The following is a 19,594-nucleotide window of genomic DNA, read 5'->3' on the forward strand; positions in this document are numbered from 1 at the left end:
TACCCGTGAACTTTATAGAACCAGGGGTGCTGGAATTGGCCGGCTGAGATTGTATCCCACAAGATACTGACCCTTATACCTGATCTGGATAATGCCAGCGTAGGAATCTTCATTCGGCACAGTGCCTTAAGCGGTACTGAAGCTGAAGTCCCCTCACGCAAGTCACTGGCGTCCCGATCTTCGGGACGCTTTTTTGATTCTAAGGATGTACAGGAATAAGGTTTCTGTAAGCTCTGAAGACCAGGGGTTGCTGGAAGGAGAGAGAAAGAGAAATGGGAGTCAAAAAAACAGTCACACTACTGCTCAGCTCCATGCTGCTGCTCACCGTAGCGGGATGTGGCGGCGGGAACAACAGCGGCAATGCAGGAGCCAGCGCACCTGCTGCCGGGAACAGCACGGCTGCGCCTGATGCATCCGCAGCCGCACCCACGGATGCACCTAAGGCGCTGACGCCGGTCAAGATTGCCCTGGACTGGACGCCGAACACGAATCATACCGGCCTGTATGCAGCTAAGGAGCTTGGCTATTACGCGGAGGAAGGTCTTGACGTTCAGATTGTACAGCCTGGTGCTGCCGGGTCCGACACGATGGTCACTTCCGGTGAAGCCCAATTCGGCATCAGTGCCCAAGAGGCGCTGACCCTGGCTCGTCTGCAGGATGTGCCGCTGGTATCAATTGCTGCAATCATTCAGCATAACACCTCCGGCTTCGCGGCTCCGAAGGACCGCAATATTAAGACGCCGAAGGATTTTGAAGGTAAAACGTACGGAGGCTGGGGCTCCCCTGCGGAGCAGGCTGCCATGAAAGCCATCATGGACCCCGAAGGCGGGGATGTCTCCAAGGTGAAGCTGGTAAATATCGGCGAAGCGGACTTTTTCACAGCCGTGAAGCGGGATATTGACTTCGCCTGGATCTTCTATGCATGGACTGGCGTGGAAGCCGAGCTGCGCGGGGAGCCGCTGGATATGCTGTATCTGAAGGATTACGCTCCGCAGCTGGATTACTACACCCCGGTGCTGACGACCAGCGAGAAGGAGATTGCCGAGCATCCTGAAGTGGTGAAGGCATTCCTGAAGGCTACGTCAAAAGGCTATCAGTACGCCATCGACCACCCGGAAGAAGCCGCGACGGTCTTGTCCGATGCTGTACCTGATCTGGACCCCAAGCTGGTGCTGGCCAGCCAGAAATGGCTTAGCCCAAAATACAAGGACGACGCCCCGCGCTGGGGTGAGCAGAAGCTTGAGATCTGGAAGAATTACGCCGACTGGATGTACGGCCTGAAGCTGCTGGATAAGCCGCTGGATGCGGAGAGTACGTTTACGAATGAATTTTTGCCGGAATCATAATGAACCCGCATGGCGGGAATCTTATACTTAACTTGGAGAGGAAGGATTCATCATGGCTAATACATTGCTCAGCATTCAGGTAATTCCCAAGACACCGAACAACGAGGATTCTATCCCTTACGTGGACAAGGCTATAGAGGTCATTCAGAAGTCAGGCGTGAAGCATCAGGTGAATCCGCTGGAGACCACGATGGAAGGCGAGCTGTCCGAGCTGCTGGATATTGTGCGTGACATGCATGAGGCGCTGATCGCTTCCGGCAGTCCTAGTGTAATCTCACAGATCAAGATCGCCCATAATCCGGGCGGCATCAGCATGGATAAGCTGACGGAGAAATACCGGCCGTGAGAAGCACCTGGAAGCTAGTGTGGCCGCCCTTTGTGGCGGTCCTCTTTTTTGTCGGGATATGGCAGCTATCGGTCATGCTGTTCGACATCCCGGCTTACCAGCTGCCGAGTCCCACGGATATCGCGCGTGAGTCGAAGAACAACGCCTCCGGGATCTGGGAGCACACCGCTGCTACGCTGCGGCTGACCCTGATCGGCTTCCCGGTCGGCACGGGCATCGGCCTCTTCACCGCCCTGCTGCTGCATCTGCTGCCCTGGCTCAAGAGAGCGTTCTATCCGCTGCTGATCCTCAGCCAGAATGTGCCCTCCCTTGCGCTGGCCCCGCTGCTGATTATCTGGTTCGGCTTCGGCCTGCTGCCCAAAATCATCCTGATCACCCTCGTCTGCTTCTTCCCCGTAGCTGTTGCAGCCATGGGCGGGCTGGCCCAAAGCGACCGGGTGATGATGAATTATATGAAGATGGCCGGTGCGGGCAAGTGGCAGATCTTCACCAAGCTGGAGCTTCCCGGCTCGCTGCCCTCTCTGTTCTCGGGCCTCAAAATCTCCGCCACCTATGCCGTTATGGGCGCGGTGGTGGCCGAATGGATCGGCGCTGACAAGGGCATCGGCTACTATTTGCTGCTGCAAAAGGCCTCTTACCGTGCGGACCGGATGTTCGTAGCTATCGCCATTATCGTGCTGCTAAGTCTCGTATTATTCGCACTCATTGCCCTGCTGGAGAGATGGCTGGTGCGCTGGAAGCCGCGCAAGGAAGCTTAAGAAGCACGAGAGGATAATCCAAAACGGAAGCAGCAATAATTAACTGAAGGAGGCTAAGCCAAGTGTCTGAGCTTACGAGGATTGAACTGGATAAGGCGGACGGAGACGGACGCCTGGGTACAAGCAGTGTGCCGCCTGCGCTTGAAGTCAGCGGCATCTCCAAGTCATTCACGCACCGCCGCCGGGAGACGCAGGTGCTGAATCAGGTGTCCCTGACCGTGGAGCCGCAGGAATTCGTCTCCATTGTCGGCCCGTCCGGCTGCGGCAAAAGCACGCTGTTCCATATTATCGGCGGCCTTACGCTGCCCGATACTGGAACCGTACGCATGAACGGCATCCCGGTGACCGGGCAGCGCGGTAAGATCAGCTATATGCCGCAGCAGCCCGCGCTGTTTCCGTGGCGCAGCACACTGGATAACGTCCTGCTTGGCGGCGAGCTGCAAGGCGCCCCGCAGCGGGAGGCCCGCGAGGCTGCGCGCCACTGGCTGGCGAAGATCGGCCTCGGCGGCTTCGAGCGGGCCTACCCGCACATGCTGTCCGGCGGCATGCAGCAGCGGGCTGCCTTCCTGCGGGCCATGCTCGCGCCGCAGGAGCTGATGCTGCTCGATGAGCCGTTCAGCGCGCTCGATGCGCTGACGCGCGAGCAGATGCAGCGCTGGCTGCTGGAGCTGTGGGAGGAGAACCGCCGTTCCGTGCTGTTCATCACGCACAACATCGAGGAGGCGCTGCTGCTCTCCACCCGCATCTACGTCTTCTCCGGACGTCCCGGCTCCGTCCTCCACACCGTGGAGGTCCCCTTCCCGCGTCCGCGCCGCGAAGAGATCGCCGATTCGCCGGAGTTCCTCCGGATGCGGCGCCAGCTCTCAGAGTGGATGCGCGAGGAGCAGGCGAAGAGCCAGAGCTAAGAGGGGTTGCTGCGCTGGTGATTTGGCACTACCTGTAGTCTGTAGCGGCATAACTCTGCCTGATTGTATTTACTACTATAGAATCTGCAATATTCCAGGCAAAATTCACTTCTGCTGTATTTTATACAGCAGATTTTTGTTTACTTGCCCATAAACACCACTTTCGCAGATTTCTGCTGTACAGCGTACAACAGGTTCGATTTTGCTGCGGATTCAGGGGACATCTGTTGTACTAATTACAATTGAGCTAAGTTAGGCCGCCCTACATCCAGCCCTTCTCCTCCGCCAGCCGCACGGCTTCGATCCGGCTTCCGACCTGCAGCTTGCCGAGAATCTCGGAGATGTAGTTGCGGACGGTGCCATAGGAGAGGTGGAGCGCCGAGGCGATCTCACCGGCGCTGCGGCCCGCGGCGGCCAGCTTCAGAATCTCCCGCTCCCGGTCCGAGAGCGGGTTCTCTTCGCGCAGGCTGCCGAAGACCAGCTCGGGCGAGACCTCGCGGCCTCCGGCCATCACGCGGCGGATAGCATCCGCCAGCTTATCCACCGGCTCATCCTTCAGCAGATACCCCTGAATTCCGGCCTTCACCCCACGCTCGAAATATCCGGGACGGGCGAAGGTGGTCAGGATAATGATTTTGGTCGCGCTGCCCCGCGATTTCAGAATCTCCGCCACCTCAAGACCGCTCATCATCGGCATTTCAATATCCATCAGACACACATCCGGCTGGACACGTTCGATCAGGGCCAGCGCCTCTGCCCCGTCCCCGGCTTCGCCCGCCACCTCAATATCATCCTCCAGATCGAGCAGCGATGCCATTGCGCCGCGCAGCAGCCGCTGATCCTCGGCAATTATGATCCTGATCATGCTATTTCCCCATCCTTTCCATCCTTCACTACTCTTGGCGTTACCACCGTCAGCCGGGTTCCCCCGCCGGCCCCGGAAGCAAGCGAGAGTGAACCGTCAATCAGCGACAGCCGCTCGGCCATCCCCTTCATGCCGTTGCCGCCTTGCCGTTCCGCTTCCTCAGCCCCCCGGTCCTGCCCGAGTCCCACTCCGTTATCCTCCAGCGTAATCTGTACCTCGCCGGGTGTCATTACGATACTAATCCGGCACTGGTCTGCACGGCTATGCTTGACGATGTTGGTGATCCCCTCCTTAATGCAGAGACTGAGAATACTCTGCGTCAGATCGGATACGCCCGGCAGCGCTGCATCTCCCTCTACCTCAAGTGCAATCTCCGCGCTGCGCAGCATCTCCGCCGCCTCGGCCAGCTCTTCGGCGACAGAGACCGCGCGCATCTCCGAGACCAGCTCCCGCACTTGGCGCAGCGCAGCCCGTGAGGTCCGCTGGATCTCTCGCGCTTCCGCCTGCGCCCGCTCGGGATTCTTGACGACCAGTTTCTCGACAAGCTGGCTTTTCAGCGTAATCAACGACAGTGTGTGTCCCATCGTGTCATGCAGATCGCGGGCGATGCGCATCCGTTCCTCGCGCTTGATCATTTCCTTAATCTGCTCGTTGGCCTGGTCCAGCTCCTTCTCCAGCACCCGCCGCCGGTTAATGGAGCGGATGCCGAAGGGCGTGACCAGCATCATTAGCGCAAATGGCAGCATGAACAGGATATCCGGGCCATACACCTGCGGCAGATAGAACAGGCCCAGTCCGGCCAGCACGGCGGTAAACGCCGCCAGAGCCCGTCTGAACCGGCGCATATCGGTATACCAGCCTACAAAGTTACTGGAGAAGAAGCCCATATACATATTGTAGGGGCTATAGACTACGGTTAGCACGACAATAATCAGTAGCTGCAGTCCCAACCAGGCTGTATACATTCTATCTTCCGCCCAATAGAGCTGGCGGTACGTCACCAGGAACAGCAAGAGCAGCGCATAACCCGCCATCAGCTTATAGCCGCTGTAGCCAGCGAAATTCATCACCGGGAACACCAGATAGATCAGCCAGATATAGGGGAAGAAACCGAACCTTTCCGGAAAGACCCGGAACTGCTGACGTGCCATCATGGATTACACCGCTTCCTGTTTTCGCCTTATATAGACCGATAATAACATAAATACAGTCAGGTAACCGTGCAGCAGCAGCACGGCCTTCCACGACGGGGAACCTCCCGCTACAATCGCCCAGGCCCCAGCTCCATAATTGTAGGACGGCAGCCAGTGCCCGATCTTCTGCATCAGCTTAGGCATAATGTCGAGAGGCATCCACATGCCCCCGGCCACCGCCAGCCCCATATAGAGCACATTGCTCACTCCGCTCGCCGTATCCACCCGCTTCATGGACCCGATAATCGTACCCAGCGCCAGAAAAGGCAGAGAGCCCGCAAGCAGCCACAGTCCGCTAAGCAGCCACTCCGAGGCAGTTAGCGATACCCCGTTAATCAGATACCCGGCTGCGAAAATACACAGAATCGAGAACAGATGCATGACGCTCTGGCCGAACATTTTGCCGAAAAAATATACTGAGGACGGCAGCGGAGTAATGCGGATAAACGTATTCCAGCCCTGCGTCTGCTCCTGCACCAGCCGGATGCCGAGGGTCATAATCGCCGAGCCCATCACGCTGAAGGCCGCCATCGACATCAGATAATGCGCCTGCCACTGCTTCGTATCGTCCGTCCCCGTATTCACCACCCGCGTGAAGATGAAGTAGAACATAATCGGCATGAGCAGCGACCAGAATACATAATAGGGATTGCGGATAATCCGCAGCAGCTCTGCCTTGCACTGGGCCATCATAGGTTTCATCATACTGCCGCCTCCTCTGGATTCAGGGTCAATTGCTCGAACGCTTCATCCAGCTTCCCCTGGTCGATCCGTACATCCTGCACGGCCAGCCCGTTCACGAAAATAGCCCGCAGCGCCTCATCCGTATTCCCTGTCGTCACATGCAGTCGTCCATCCTTCTCGTAGCAGCCTTCCACGGCTGGCAGCTCCAGCAATTGATTGCGCAGCAGCGCCGGGTCGCCGGACGCCAGGAAGGACAGCGACTTTTTGACCAGTCTCGCCTTAATCTCATCCGGGCTTCCGTCCGCCGCCAGCACTCCCCGGTTGAACAGCAGAATCCGGTCCGCGATATCCTCCGCCTCCTGCAAGTAATGAGTACTGAACAGAATCGTCTTGCCCTGATCGGCCAGTCCCCGCACCCTCTCCCAGAAAAGCCGCCGGGCCATCGTATCCAGCCCCACCGTCGGCTCGTCAAAAAACAGCAGATCCGGGTTACCCGCCAACGCCAGCGCGAAGCTGAGACTGCGTTTTTGCCCGCCGGAGAGCTTCTCCGCATAGCGGTTCAAATCTCCCGCTCCAAGGCCCGTGGCCTGAAGCAACGTCTCCATCTCCATAGGCTTGGGATAATAGCTGCGGATCAGGGCCAGAATCTCTCGGACCTTCAGCCGGTCCATGACACTGACCTCCTGGAGCATGGCTCCGGTCCGCTGCTTCACCCTGACGTCTGCCGGCTTAAGACCGAACACCTTCACGCTGCCCTCCGAGGGCTCAAGCAAGCCAAGAAGCATCGCCAGTGTGGTGGTTTTGCCGGCTCCGTTAGGGCCAAGCACCGCTGTGATCGAGCCGCGGCTAATGCTGAAGCTCACCTGCTTCACCGCTTGCTTCTCCTGGAAGCTGCGGCTGACATTCTTCATTTCAATGACATGTTCCATCGTGTATCCCTCCGTGTCCTTCTGCCCTCTTGGCTATATTGCTATAGTACCGGAGACCGGAGTGGAGCATCAGTATGGACTGTCATCGATTCAAAGTGACAACTGTCACCCGGCAAAAATAAAGCGCTCCTGTCCACGATTCCGTTATCGTAGCAGGAGCGCCTCCGTGTGCATATTACTCAAACCTCAGCTGCTGGATCGCCCGATCCAGCGTATCTTGCAGTGTCTCCCCCGCGGAAGGTGCACTTACCCAATGAAAGACCGCTGCGCGTATCGCCGCCATGAGCAGCGAGGCTAATAAGGTGGGATAGAGATCAAGCTTCAAATCCTTATGTGTACGTTCCGCGATCACCTTAGCGAGCTCCCGCTCAATCTCGATCTCCACCTTGCGCGTCGCGCCGAACAATGCCGGATCATCGCGGAGGAGGACGATGCGCGCATACCACTGCCGGTCTGTAGTCTCAGCGAATCCTTCAAGTACAGCGGAGCGGATTGAGTCCTGAAGCGGTTCATCAGCAGGGCGGCCGGCAAGGGTAGTAGCAACCCGCTCGGAACGCTGATACGCATTGCCGACCATCGCAGCCTCTTTGGACGCAAAATAGTTATTGAACGTCCGCATGGAGACATTCGCGGCTGCGGCAATATCCTCCACCCGAACCTGACTGGCTCCTCTCTCCATGGCTAGACTACATGCTACATCACTCAGCGTCCGCCTGGTTTCTTCCTTCTTACGTTCTCTCAAGCCCGGTTTCTCAGTCGTCATGGCACTCTATTGCTCCAATCCTTATATGTAGTCAAAGATCTGCGGTGCTGAAAGGACAGCACCACAGATCCGGCCCGAACCTGCAGAATTGCTTACTGCGCCGGTTGTAGCTGAATGTTATAATCCAGCACCTCGTCCAGCCAGTCAAACATCACCTGGTAGCTGAGCGGCAGATTATTCAGCTGGCAGTGCAGGTCGGCACCATCCTCTTCCGTCCCCTTGAAGATCGCGTTCTTCTTGTTCGGAGCCTTCTCGTAAGTGTCTATCGCCTGCCGCTGCATCTCAGGATGCTCTGCTTCTGAATACATGGAGAGCAGGGGACATTTGACGTCCTTCGGGTCCACTTCGATCGCTTCCTTGGCTAGATGATACCATTCGGCAATACTGTCGAAGCCGTGCGACCAAGCCGATGCGGCGAACAGGACCTGGCCGGTGTATGGCATTTTCTTAGTCTGCTCCGCCGCTTCTTCTGCACTGCCCCGGAGAAACGAAGGCATGCCACGTTCAATGAAGGACGCCATAGAGTACACCGGTGAGTTGGGCACTGCCGCTGCAAAGCGGTCGTCACAGCTGGCATGCACCATCGTCTTGGCCCCGCCATAGCTCATGCCGCTGACCACCAGCCGCTCAGGGTCCACATCCGGACGGGCCAGAACGAAATCCGTGGTGGCTCTGTAGACATTATGCAGCTCCTCGCGCGGGAAGTTCCGGGCTGTCGCCTCCGGCTCATAGAATCTGACACATACATCATAAGGAAGATCTACGATCAGCGCGTTGTATCCCCGGTCAATAGCCGCTTGCCCTCCGAGAAAATAGGTGTCTTCCTTATGCGTCTCCCCGCCATTATGGAAAATTATTGTTGGCTTAGGCGCATTACCGTGTTCCGCCTTCAGAAAGCAGCCCGGGAACTTATACCCCTTGTATTCCACCTCGACCCATTCATGGGGAATTTGCTCAGACTTCGCATCAAGCGCCTTCTTGAAGCATTCCACACTTTTTCCGTGATATCGTGCGAAGTCCGGTTCATCGGGAAAAGCCCCATAGAAGGCTGCCCTGTAATACGAATGGGCACGGATGAATGCCTCACCGGCGCTGATCAGATGGCCCTTCTTCAGACTTTGTTCTGCGGTTGCCTCCACCTTGGCCGCTTCCTGCTCGAATTCATTCTTCCAGCTGGTAATAGAGTTCGGGTCGATCTGCCGCGCCAGCTTGAATAATTCCCCCTGTGCCACGCCGCCGCAGTGTGCAAACGACAGCAGCCACTGGAACGTGAATTCAATATCATCGCGTTCGAAGAATACCTTGTGCGTCAAACGTGCAGCCACCTTTGTCTCTTGCCCATCTACCTGTACCATATCATTCTCCTCCTTCTCCAATCTATCATTTCAAGATCATCCACAGCAGAAACAGCCGCGGAGCGGAAGAGGGAATTAGGCTACGGCGCGATTCCGGGCCCGGGTGTTGGCGTCCAGCGAAATCCAACCTCTTCCCAGATTTTAGCGCATTCCATATTTTTGCGCAACACGCAATTTTTCTTAATGCGCATTTTCGAGGAGCGTAAATTTGTTAAACGGGAGAATTACGTTCCGCGCGCGGTCGCCCAATGGGTTCGGTTTTTCGATTACATTTGGGCCATGCGCCTCCGCTCGAGACCATTGTGTTCGGTTTTCTGCATACATTTGGAACTCGCTCCCTCCCGCCAGCCCACTATTTTAGGTTTTCCGCATACGTTCTGAGAGATTTCCCGTTCTCATAGCGGCGCTCTGCCTGTCACTGGCCAATTTGAGAGTTTTTACTCTCAGCAACCGCTTGTATATGGTAGCATTGTTGCAGTTTTTGCAGGATTTCTCCAGATACGTTACTGGCTGCGGCGCAATGTTGCAGGATTTGCAGGAATTTTGGTGTTTTGAGCAAGTTAGCGTTGGCATAGTTGCATTTCGTGCAGGATTTCTGCATAGGCCGCTTATATTGGGCAGCATTGTTGCACTTCTTGCAGGAAATTTCAATATTTGTTATTGGCTGTGGCGTATTGAGCCTGCGTTCCTTCACGCCAGCCTAAAGTATTCGGTTTTACGCATACGTTCGGTCCATCCTCGTCCAATCAAAAAAAGGCCTCCCCCACAGACTCCGGAGAAGGCCTTTCCAATTCTAACGCTGCATGAATCCCTTGCTAAGCAGGAATTCCTTCATGTGCAGCCGGGCAGGCTGAGCCAGCCGGCCTGCCATCATCTCCGACCAGGAGGCTGCGCTCTGGCCGCCGGTACGCTCCCGCATATAGTCGCTGGAAATTGCGTCGTACACGCGGGCCTGTTCCACTGCGGCTTCGGCATTGTAGCCGTTATGATGCAGCACTGCTGCCTGCGGCAGGCGCGGGCGGATGCTGTTCATGGCTGCCGGATACCCGAGGCACATGCCGAAGACCGGATAGACCAGCTCCGGCAGTCCGAGCAGTTCGGATACAGCGGCGATCTCATTGCGGATGCCGCCGATATAGACAATGCCCAGGCCGAGCGATTCTGCGGCAACAGCGGCATTCTGCGCGGCCAGCGCCACATCGACAGTCGCTACAATCAGATTCTCGGCCGTATCCTCGTAGGACGGCTTCCCCTGCAAATGCGGAGCGGACGCTTCCCGCAGACGGTACAGATCCGCACACCAGACCAGAAAGACCGGGCACTGCTTGATGTAGGCCTGATTACCGGACAAAACGGATAGCTGCTCTTTAATCGCAGACTCGGTTACAGCAATAACTGTGTAAGCCTGAACATTGCTGGAGGTCGAAGCCATCTGTCCCGCTCCAATTACCGCTGCCAGCAGCTCGTCACTGACCGGCTTGTCCTGATACTGACGGACAGAGGTATGACGGTTCAACAGTTCAAGGGTTTCATTCGTAGGTTTCATTATCGTCCCGCCTCTCTTCACTCCTATATAAGCCTATTATGATCCCATTTCGCGGCTCAGACAACAAGCGGGATTTCCTTCTTCTTCCTCCTCCTCTTACTCCTCTTCCTCTGCCGCCTCTACCACCCGCTCCCGCGCTTCACCTCCTGGACAATCGCCAGGATTCCCTCATCAATCTGCTCCAGCCCGGCGCGGGAGATACTGATACGGAGGAATTTGTCCCGGGTCTGGTAACCCGGCAGATAGAAGCCGTTCCCTGGCACCACGCGGATCTTCCGCCCGGCCAGGCGCTTGACCAGACGCTCCAGGTTGACGGTGAGCGGGAGCTTGAACTGGATATAGATGCCGGAGCTGTCCGCAGAGGCTTCGATTAAGCCTTCCGTATTATGCCGCCCGAGCGCTTCGTATACCGCACGGATTTTTTTGGCGTACATGGCTTTGATCTTATGCCTGTGATGCCCGTACATCCCGTTCTTAATGTATACCTCAAGCGCAGCCTGAGACAGCAGCGAGGTATCGGTGTAGCCTTTATAGGAGCGGAAAGTCTCCAGCAGCGGCTGCGGCACCACCACCGCACCGAGCCTAAGGCCCGGGAAGATGATTTTGGAGAAGCTTTTGAGATAAATGACATGGGAGGTCTGGTCATACGCATAGATCGGGTCATAACGCCGTCCGATCCCCAGATCCGCCATATAATCATCCTCGGCGATATAGACATCGTATTTGGCTGCCAGTCCGGCAATGGCCTTGCGCTCCTCTGTGCTGTAGGTTGTCCCAAGGGGGTTGTGATATCTGGGCATCGCATAAAAAAATTTGAATCGTCCGCTGGCGAACCGCTCCTCCAGCTCCTGCAGGTTGATGCCCGCCGCCGAACGCCCGATTCCGCTCACCGGCAGGCCCTCAGCCTCCAAATACCGCAGATAGATATCATACCCCGGCTGTTCCACCAGAATCTCTGTCCTGCCGCTGGGAAAAGGCATTCTGGCCAGAATTTCCAGCGCCTGCTGAATCCCCGAGGTAATCAGGATCGATTCCGCCTTGGCGAACACCTGATACTCCGCCAGATGCGACACCAGGGTGCGGCGCAGCGTCGCAAGTCCCAGGGCATCGCCATAGGTGAACAGATGGTATTTGTACTGGTCAATCGCCTTATTGAGGCAATGCTGGAAGTCCAGGTACGGAAAGACGTTCAGATCCGGCGATGCCGAAGCAAAATCAACCGTTCCTTCACTCCCCGCCGCTGCCGAATCTGCACTCTTGTCCACCATGTAATAGCCGCTCTGCGGAATAGAGTAGATCGTATGCGTCCGCTCCAGCTCCCCGTAAGCCTTCAGAATGGTACTGACGCTACAGCCGTAGGTTTCTGAAGCACTCCGCACAGACGGCAGCTTATCTCCCGGGCGGTACTGCCCTTCCTTCATCTGCCGCTCCAGCTCTGTGATCACCTGATGATACTTGTTCATCGCCCGCCTCCGTTCGCCGTCATTACCAAGCTATGCCGTGTATTCTATCCTATTATTCTTCCCTTATTATATAGGGATCGCGTCAAACTGTACCGGTACAGTTGAGGAAACCTTGTATTGTTGGTGTACGCCTTTTCCTTTAATTTTAAAGTAATAGATCGAATGTTTACAGCATCCAATCTTCACTAACCTACAAGGAGATGTACCCATGCACAAACAAGGACTTAAGCTGGCCTACAGCTTCGCCGTACTCAATGCGGTCATTATCGGCTTCTCCTTCCTGTTCACCAAAGTGGCACTCGTTCATGCCGGGCCGCTCGACACGCTGACCTTCCGGTTCGCTGCCTCTTTTGCCGTGATGTCGGTTCCGGTCGCCCTCGGCTGGGTCAAGGTTTCCTACCGGGGCAAGCCGATTGGCCGGGCCCTGCTGCTCGCCGCGATGTATCCGCTCGGCTTCTTCACCCTGCAGGTCTTCGGACTTCAGCGCGCCACCTCAGCCGAGGGAGGCATCCTCTATTCGTTCACTCCGGTGGTGACGATGATCATCGCCGCGATTGTCCTGAAGGAGAAGACCACCCTGCTGCAAAAGCTGTGCATCTTCCTCTCGGTATTCGGCGTGGTATTCATCTTCGTCATGAAGGGAAGCGGCATTCAGCTGTCCAATATGACCGGGATTGTGCTGCTGTTTATGACTTGTCTCGCTTTTGCCGGGTACAGTGTGCTGGCCCGCTCCCTCTCCAGCCACTTCAGCCCCGCCGAGCTCAGCTACCTGATGATGGGGGTCGGCTTCGCTACCTTCCTGATCATCTCGCTCACCGGACATACAGTCAGCGGAACGCTTGGGGATTTCCTGAATCCGCTGGGAAGCACAACATTTTTCCTGTCCGCCGTATATCTGGGGGTGATCGCCTCGCTGGTCACAACCCTGACTTCAACCTATATTTTATCCAAAATCGAGGCCTCACTCATGAGCGTGTTCACCAACCTCTCCACCATTGTATCCATTGCAGCCGGAGCGATCTTCCTGGGTGAGCAGATCACGGTCTATCACTGGATCGGATCCTTCCTGATCATCGCCGGGGTAGTCGGTACGAATTGGCTGGGGCGGTATAAGGGAGGAGCCCGGGGGCGGAACAAGCAGGGTACAAGGCTGACATAAGGAGGGAAATTACCTAAACAGGTGAATCAGGCTGGAGCTTAAGCGGCTGCCTCCGGGGGAGCGCCTGATGAAATCAAGAACACTAACTATTCATGCTCCTCAGTCACTCCTTCAGCCAACATCTGGAGCATTAAAAGTGTACTTTGCTCTTCATTTTTCGTATCGCCAGCTTTGGTGAGATTCAGAGGGATTAATCCCTCTCATATCATCACATCGCCTGCTTCCGGCGGATTCAATGGGATTTATCCCTTTCATTTCATCACATCGCCTGCTTCCGGCGGATTCAATGGGATTTATCCCTTTCATTTCATCGCATCGCCTGCTTCCGGCCGATTCAGAGGGATTTATCCCTTAGATCCCGTATAGTTGGCTATTGGGAGTGGACCTCTCTTTGCCTAATTGACTATTCCTAACATCTTAATTTTTAAATTTTCTACTTTTCATTTTCTTTCATACTTTCTCACTTTCTCACTTTCTCACTTTCCCTCTCCCTACTTTCCTCCAGTCTTTCTTACTCCCCCAAATAACTCAAAGAACCGCCGGCAATTACGCCCGGCGATTCTTTAGGTTGCCCGTCTTCCGTCCGGAAACACTCCGGCCTCGGCAGGTCTTATGATTCCTACAGCTTAACGCGCTGCAGCCGCAGCGCATTCAGCACCACAGATACCGAACTGAAGGCCATCGCGGCTCCGGCCAGCCAGGGTGCCAGGAAGCCCAGCGCAGCAATGGGGATTCCGATTGTGTTGTAGGCCAGCGCCCAGAACAGATTCTGCTTGATGTTGCGCATGGTTTTGCGGCTCATCAGGATCGCATCCGGGATGCTCATCAGGTCGCCGCGCATCAGCGTAATATCCGCCGCCTCCATCGCCACATCCGTACCCGTGCCGATAGCCATCCCCGTATCTGCTGTCGCCAGCGCCGGTGCATCGTTGATGCCGTCGCCGACCATGGCGACCTTGACTCCGCCTTCCTGCAGTCTGCGGATCTCGGCGGCCTTGCCCTCCGGCAGCACCTCTGCCAGCACCGTGCGGATGCCCGCCTGTTCCGCAATAGCCTGAGCCGTAATTTTGTTGTCTCCGGTAATCATTATGACTTCGATGCCCATGTCCTGCAATTTGGCTACGGCTGCGCGCGAGGTTTCCTTGATCGTGTCCGCCACTGCCACTACTCCCGCTACCGCATCCTCCACAGAGATCAGCATCGCTGTTTTGCCTTCATGCTCAAGCCGGGTCATGATCCCGGTCCAGGCTTCAATATCCAGCCCGTTCTCTATCATCATCCGCCGTGTGCCTACGCTCACCTTCCGGCCGTCTACAACAGCCGACACGCCGCGGCCCGGCACAGCCTCGAACTGCTCGGCAGGCGGAAGATCAATACCTCTGCCCTGTGCACCTGCCACAATGGCATCTGCCAGCGGATGCTCCGAGAGCTTCTCCGCAGCCGCTGTAATCGACAACAGACGATTCTCAGCAAGCACCCTGCCCTGTGTCTCATTTCCGGCAGTCGCTATAATATCAGTCAGCACCGGCTTCCCGTTGGTCACCGTTCCCGTCTTATCCACTACCACTACCTTGACGCCCTGTGCAGCCTCCAGGTGATGTCCACCCTTGAACAGGATGCCGAATTCAGCGGCCCGGCCGGAACCGGCCATAATAGAGGTCGGGGTTGCCAGTCCAAGTGCACACGGACAGGCAATGACTAGCACCGCGATAGCTTTCTCCAGGGCCTCGGCGAACTGTCCGGGTGCCACCCAGAGATACCAGATCCCGAAGGTAACAGCGGCAATGCCGACAACAATCGGCACGAAGATGCCGGAGATGACATCGGCGACCCGCTGAATCGGCGCCTTGGAGCCCTGGGCTTCTTCCACTACTCTGATGATCTGTGCCAGTGCCGTATCACGGCCGACCTTGCGGGCTTTGACCCGCAGCATGCCGTTCTTGTTCAGCGTCGCTCCGATCACGGAGTCCCCCGGCTTCTTCTCCACCGGGATGCTCTCACCGGTGAGCATGGATTCATCGACTGAGGACAGTCCCTCTACCACTTCACCGTCTACAGGAACCTTCGTACCGGGCTTCACCAGCACGATGTCTCCGATGACTACATCCTCTACGGGGATGTTCAGCTCCGCACCGTCACGCAGCACCAGCGCAGTCTTGGCCTGAAGCCCCATCAGGCTGCGGATCGCATCCGATGAACGCCCTTTGGCCAGCGCCTCGAACCACTTGCCTACGAGGATCAATGTAATCAGAACCGCACTGGTCTCGAAGTACAGCTCCACCGTATGGTGCATACCGCTCATGTTCAAGGAATCCACCGTCAGGTACAGACTGTAGAAATAAGCGGCTGAGGTGCCCAGTACCACCAGCACATCCATATTGGCGCTGCCGTTCTTAAGTGCCTTATAGGCGCCGACATAGAACTGCCAGCCGATTATGAACTGTACCGGGGTCGCCAGCACCAGCTGGAACCAGGGATTCATGAACAGCTCCGGCGTCCAGATCCAGGTAGTAAAGGAGAAATGGCCAGCCATAGCCCAGAGCAGGGGCAAAGACAGCAGGGCGGAGATCATCCAATTATTGCGCTTGCGCGTAATCTCCTCTCTGCGTTGTCCGGCGATATCCTTGCGGTCCTGCTTGAGGGCCGCCTTGTAACCGATGCTGCTCACCTTATCCATAATCTCGGCAGTACTGATATTACCCGGCGAGTACTCCACATGCGCGGTCTCCAGCGCCAGGTTCACATTCACAGCGGCAATCCCCGGCATCCGTCCCAGCACCTTCTCAATCCGTGACGAGCAAGCCGCACAGGTCATTCCTGTAATATCGAAATCCGCCGACTCCTTCAGCGTATCGTAGCCAAGAGAACGGATCTTCTCTTCAATCTGCGGCATATCTGCAACCGCCGGATCATACCCGACCGTAGCCTGCTCCAGCGCCAGATTAACATTCGCCCGGGATACCCCCTCCATACGGGACAATCCCTTCTCTATCCGCGTCGCACAAGCAGAGCAGGTCATTCCTGTAATCTGCAGCGTGGCCTGCTTCTGGGCAGAATCTGCACTCTTTTCCATCCTCGCGCACCTCCCAATACCCCCAAGGGGTATATTTATCTTTAAAATAAAAGGCATTGGCGCCAGCTCCCCTTCTCCCTCCAGGATTCCCGGCACCAAGCCCTTGCATTACAGCTAGCTTAGCTAAGTTTAACTTTGCTTATACTACATCGTAGCCCTGATCTTCAATAGCAGCCTTTATCTTATCCAGGCTTACCGTATTCTCATCGAATTCAACCGCCACCGTCTTAGCTGGCAGATCTACCTTCGCAGCTGCACCCACGCCACTCACAGCCTTCTCCACAGAACTTACACAATGACCGCAAGACATTCCTTCAACCTTCAATGTTACATTCGACATTTGATTACCCTCCTAATTGTTGTTGGTATAGACTATTTCATCAGCTTATTCACTGTAACCAGCAGCTCGTCGATCACCTCATGCTCACCGGCTTCGATCCGTTCAATAATACAGCTCTTCATATGGCCTTCAAGCAGCAGCCTGCCGACACTATTCAGAGCCGCCTGCACCGCCGCGAGCTGATTAAGCACATCATCGCAGTAGGTGTCGCGTTCAATCATGCCTTTCACCCCGCGGATCTGCCCTTCAATCCGGTTCAGCCGGGTAGTCAGTCCATTCTTGAATTCCGGGGAATGATGGCTCTTGCGCACACCGGAAGCGGAAGAATGGCAATCATCACCGCCGCAATCATGTCCAACAGGTTCCTTCTCTTTTGTCGACACAGGAATCAGCCTCCTCTACACCAATATAATATACCCCCCACGGGTATGTCAAGGCCTTAGCGGACACGCGCCTCCCGCCCCTCCTCCAGATACTCTGCCCTATTGCAGCAGGAATAAAGGACCCGCAGATAAGGAATACCAATTACACATATGCAAGTTCCCAAGCAGCTCATACCCCGTCTGTCCTCCTGAAAAAAACAATTGCCACCCTATTCAAATTTGAATATAATAAGATTCCATTGAATTTTAAACATAAAGGAGCTTAACATGCACACCAAAGAAAGTAATCTCAAGCTCGTCATTGTCGGACTGCTGCTCGGCATTCTGATGTCAGCCATGGATAATACCATTGTTGCCGCAGCTATGGGCACGATTGTGTCCGATCTTGGAGGACTGGATAAAATCGTCTGGGTCACCTCTGCCTATATGGTCATGGTTATGGCCGGGACCCCTATCTTCGGCAAATTATCTGATATGTACGGGCGCAAACGGTTTTTCATCTTCGGGCTTATCGTGTTCCTGATCGGCTCCGCCTTGTGCGGAACGGCTACCAGCATCACCCAGCTTAGTATTTACCGCGCGATTCAAGGGATTGGCGGCGGTGCACTGATGCCGATTGCCTTCACGATTGTCTTCGACATCTTCCCGCCTGAGAAAAGAGGCAAGCTCACCGGACTCTTCGGCGCTGTCTTCGGGATCTCCAGTGTGATCGGGCCTCTGCTTGGTGCGTATATCACCGAATATGTGAGCTGGCACTGGATTTTCTATATTAATCTGCCCATTGGGATCGTCTCGTTCTTCCTTATTATGTCCTCCTACAAAGAATCCATAACGCATTCCAAGCAGCGGATCGACTGGGGCGGCGCCTTCGCCCTGGTGGCGGGGATTATCTGCCTGATGTTCGCCCTGGAGCTTGGCGGCAACCAGTATGCCTGGGATTCTCTGGTCATTCTCGGCTTGTTCGCTGCGTTCGCCGTGCTTCTGATCGCCTTCATTATCATTGAAAAAATCGCGGCAGAGCCGGTCATCTCCTTCGCCATGTTCCGCCAGCGCCTGTTCGCAACCAGCAGTATCCTTGGTTTGTTCTATGGTTCGGCATTCATCGTAGCAACGGTATATATCCCGATCTACGTCCAGGGGGTATATGGTGGCTCCGCCACCAACTCCGGCCTGATTCTGATGCCGATGATGATCGGTACCGTAATCGGCAGCCAGTCCGGCGGCCTGCTTACTACCAAAACGAGCTTCCGCAACATCATGCTGCTGTCAGCAGTCTGCTTCGTGGGCGGGATCTATTCCCTCAGTACCTTGACCCCGGAGACTTCCCGTATGGCACTTAATGCCTTCATGGCGCTGACCGGCTTCGGCGTGGGCTTCTCCTTCTCCGTGCTCAGCCTGTCTTCGATCCAGCATTTCGACATGCGCCAGCGCGGTTCGGCAACGTCCACCAGTACCTTTATGCGCTCGCTAGGGATGACGCTGGGGATTACGATCTTCGGTATTATCCAGCGCAACAGCTTCGCCTCGGAGCTTAGCACGGCCTTCGGAGACGGCGGTCAGGCCGCCTCCTTCGGCGATCCGCGTTCCGCATTGACGCCCGAGGCCAGAGCACAGATTCCGCCGCCTGTACTGGAGAAAATCACGAACTCACTGTCTTCGTCAATCTCGCATACCTTCTTGTGGGCGATCGTTCCGGCGGTGCTTACTGTGGTCTTCGTTCTGCTGATGCCGAAGGACCGTCTGCTTCCGCAGGGCAGCCAGCACGGTGCAAATCAAGGTCAGCGGTAAGCCCATGCCGATGAAGCTGCTGATTCTGGGAATTCTGCTGGAGCGGGATATGCATCCCTACGAGATCACCCTTGTCATGAAGGAACGCTCTATGGATCAAGTCATCAAGCTGCAGACCGGTTCCTTATATTATGCCGTTGACAAGTTGGCCGCAGGCGGCCATATCGAGGCGGTGGAGATCATTCACAGTCCGGACCGGCCGGATAAGACCATCTACCGCATTACGGATAAAGGCAAAGAATTGATGGAGCAGCTCATTCTCCAGCAAATCAAGAAAAGTGATCCCCCGTATCATCCTCTATACATGGCCCTGGCCCTTGCGCGCCATATCGACCAGGACAAGGTGGCTAAGCTGCTGGAAGAGCGCATCCGGGAGGCGGAGCATCAGGTGAATTTCGCCTATCAAGTATACGAGGAGCATATCTCCATTGTGCCCCGCTCGGTGCTGCATATGATGTACGGCAGATATGAGCATAGCCAGACCGAGCTGAAGTGGCTGAAGCGTCTGTATGAGGATGTAGCTGTCCGTAAAATGAATGATATCGGCAGACCGATTATCGCAGACGAATAAAAGAAGCGGATGAATAGAATAGTACGAAATCAGGGGGATTGTCCGTTCTGCCGTTATCGGCAGCAGGCAGTCCCCTTGTCGTCCGACGCGCCTGTTTTGCCCTGTGCGAATCACCTTATATCTCCTA

18 protein-coding genes and 1 riboswitch are annotated in these 19,594 nt (G+C 55.7%); of the genes, 7 read left to right on the plus strand and 11 right to left on the minus strand.

The features are described 5' to 3' along the window. Positions 1–12 precede the first annotated feature (12 nt). Positions 13–123: riboswitch (TPP riboswitch) on the plus strand. A 149-nt stretch (positions 124–272) separates the two neighbouring features. The 4 genes from ACFSX3_RS17355 (at position 273) to ACFSX3_RS17370 (ending at position 3,355) form a co-directional block, all read left to right on the plus strand. Then, complete coding sequence (locus ACFSX3_RS17355; RefSeq protein ID WP_209994419.1) at positions 273–1,346, plus strand: ABC transporter substrate-binding protein; 1,074 nt, start codon at positions 273–275, stop codon at positions 1,344–1,346. Positions 1,347–1,398: 52 nt separating this feature from the next. Beyond that, the gene (locus ACFSX3_RS17360; protein WP_209994420.1) at positions 1,399–1,692 is read left to right on the plus strand and encodes a thiamine-binding protein; all 294 of its coding nucleotides are present in this window, start codon (positions 1,399–1,401) and stop codon (positions 1,690–1,692) included. Next, positions 1,689–2,450: an ABC transporter permease gene (locus tag ACFSX3_RS17365; protein WP_209994421.1), complete on the plus strand. Its 762-nt coding sequence runs from the start codon at positions 1,689–1,691 to the stop codon at positions 2,448–2,450. Before ACFSX3_RS17360 ends, ACFSX3_RS17365 begins: the two co-directional genes overlap by 4 nt. Before the next feature lie 80 nt (positions 2,451–2,530). Further along, the gene (locus ACFSX3_RS17370) at positions 2,531–3,355 is read left to right on the plus strand and encodes an ABC transporter ATP-binding protein (RefSeq protein WP_379258998.1); all 825 of its coding nucleotides are present in this window, start codon (positions 2,531–2,533) and stop codon (positions 3,353–3,355) included. Between the two features lie 262 nt (positions 3,356–3,617). On the opposite strand, the gene ACFSX3_RS17375 is transcribed toward ACFSX3_RS17370, so the two are convergent. The 8 genes from ACFSX3_RS17375 to ACFSX3_RS17410 all read right to left on the minus strand — a co-directional run bounded on the left by ACFSX3_RS17375 (position 3,618) and on the right by ACFSX3_RS17410 (position 12,153). Beyond that, positions 3,618–4,220, minus strand: coding sequence for a response regulator transcription factor (locus ACFSX3_RS17375; protein ID WP_209994423.1), 603 nt, complete (start codon positions 4,218–4,220; stop codon positions 3,618–3,620). Further along, a complete protein-coding gene (locus tag ACFSX3_RS17380) occupies positions 4,217–5,374 on the minus strand; it encodes a sensor histidine kinase (protein ID WP_379258269.1) in 1,158 nt (385 codons plus the stop codon). The genes ACFSX3_RS17375 and ACFSX3_RS17380 overlap by 4 nt, the downstream gene beginning before the upstream one ends. Before the next feature lie 3 nt (positions 5,375–5,377). Next, positions 5,378–6,115, minus strand: a complete 738-nt coding sequence (locus ACFSX3_RS17385) for an ABC transporter permease (RefSeq protein ID WP_209994444.1) — start codon at positions 6,113–6,115, stop codon at positions 5,378–5,380. Then, complete coding sequence (locus tag ACFSX3_RS17390; RefSeq protein ID WP_209994424.1) at positions 6,115–7,026, minus strand: ABC transporter ATP-binding protein; 912 nt, start codon at positions 7,024–7,026, stop codon at positions 6,115–6,117. Before ACFSX3_RS17390 ends, ACFSX3_RS17385 begins: the two co-directional genes overlap by 1 nt. A gap of 175 nt (positions 7,027–7,201) precedes the next feature. Then, complete coding sequence (locus ACFSX3_RS17395) at positions 7,202–7,789, minus strand: TetR/AcrR family transcriptional regulator (RefSeq protein WP_209994425.1); 588 nt, start codon at positions 7,787–7,789, stop codon at positions 7,202–7,204. Positions 7,790–7,881: 92 nt separating this feature from the next. After that, a complete protein-coding gene (locus ACFSX3_RS17400) occupies positions 7,882–9,144 on the minus strand; it encodes an alpha/beta hydrolase family protein (protein WP_209994426.1) in 1,263 nt (420 codons plus the stop codon). Between the two features lie 793 nt (positions 9,145–9,937). Further along, positions 9,938–10,690 (minus strand): oxygen-insensitive NADPH nitroreductase, encoded by a 753-nt coding sequence (nfsA, locus tag ACFSX3_RS17405; protein WP_209994428.1) that lies wholly within the window; start codon positions 10,688–10,690, stop codon positions 9,938–9,940. Between the two features lie 119 nt (positions 10,691–10,809). Beyond that, the gene (locus tag ACFSX3_RS17410) at positions 10,810–12,153 is read right to left on the minus strand and encodes an aminotransferase-like domain-containing protein (RefSeq protein WP_209994429.1); all 1,344 of its coding nucleotides are present in this window, start codon (positions 12,151–12,153) and stop codon (positions 10,810–10,812) included. A gap of 208 nt (positions 12,154–12,361) precedes the next feature. Between ACFSX3_RS17410 and ACFSX3_RS17415 the strand changes: the two genes are divergently transcribed. Further along, positions 12,362–13,312 (plus strand): DMT family transporter, encoded by a 951-nt coding sequence (locus ACFSX3_RS17415; protein ID WP_209994430.1) that lies wholly within the window; start codon positions 12,362–12,364, stop codon positions 13,310–13,312. 619 nt (positions 13,313–13,931) lie between these two features. Here ACFSX3_RS17415 and ACFSX3_RS17420 read toward each other — a convergent pair. From ACFSX3_RS17420 to ACFSX3_RS17430, 3 genes are all read right to left on the minus strand, one after another. Further along, entirely contained in the window at positions 13,932–16,385 is a 2,454-nt protein-coding gene (locus ACFSX3_RS17420; RefSeq protein WP_209994431.1) for a heavy metal translocating P-type ATPase, read from the minus strand. Positions 16,386–16,524: 139 nt separating this feature from the next. Next, positions 16,525–16,725 (minus strand): copper ion binding protein, encoded by a 201-nt coding sequence (locus ACFSX3_RS17425; protein ID WP_209994432.1) that lies wholly within the window; start codon positions 16,723–16,725, stop codon positions 16,525–16,527. A gap of 32 nt (positions 16,726–16,757) precedes the next feature. Further along, on the minus strand, positions 16,758–17,108 hold the full coding sequence (locus ACFSX3_RS17430) for a metal-sensitive transcriptional regulator (protein WP_379258280.1): 351 nt from the start codon (positions 17,106–17,108) through the stop codon (positions 16,758–16,760). A gap of 267 nt (positions 17,109–17,375) precedes the next feature. On the opposite strand from ACFSX3_RS17430, the gene ACFSX3_RS17435 reads away from it, so the two are divergent. Further along, entirely contained in the window at positions 17,376–18,896 is a 1,521-nt protein-coding gene (locus ACFSX3_RS17435) for an MDR family MFS transporter (protein WP_209994433.1), read from the plus strand. After that, positions 18,874–19,467: a PadR family transcriptional regulator gene (locus tag ACFSX3_RS17440; protein ID WP_379258282.1), complete on the plus strand. Its 594-nt coding sequence runs from the start codon at positions 18,874–18,876 to the stop codon at positions 19,465–19,467. Before ACFSX3_RS17435 ends, ACFSX3_RS17440 begins: the two co-directional genes overlap by 23 nt. Positions 19,468–19,594 lie beyond the last annotated feature (127 nt).

It is taken from the genome of Paenibacillus rhizoplanae, assembly GCF_042684125.1.
In the GTDB taxonomy this organism is placed as follows: Bacteria; Bacillota; Bacilli; order Paenibacillales; family Paenibacillaceae; genus Paenibacillus_AQ; species Paenibacillus_AQ rhizoplanae.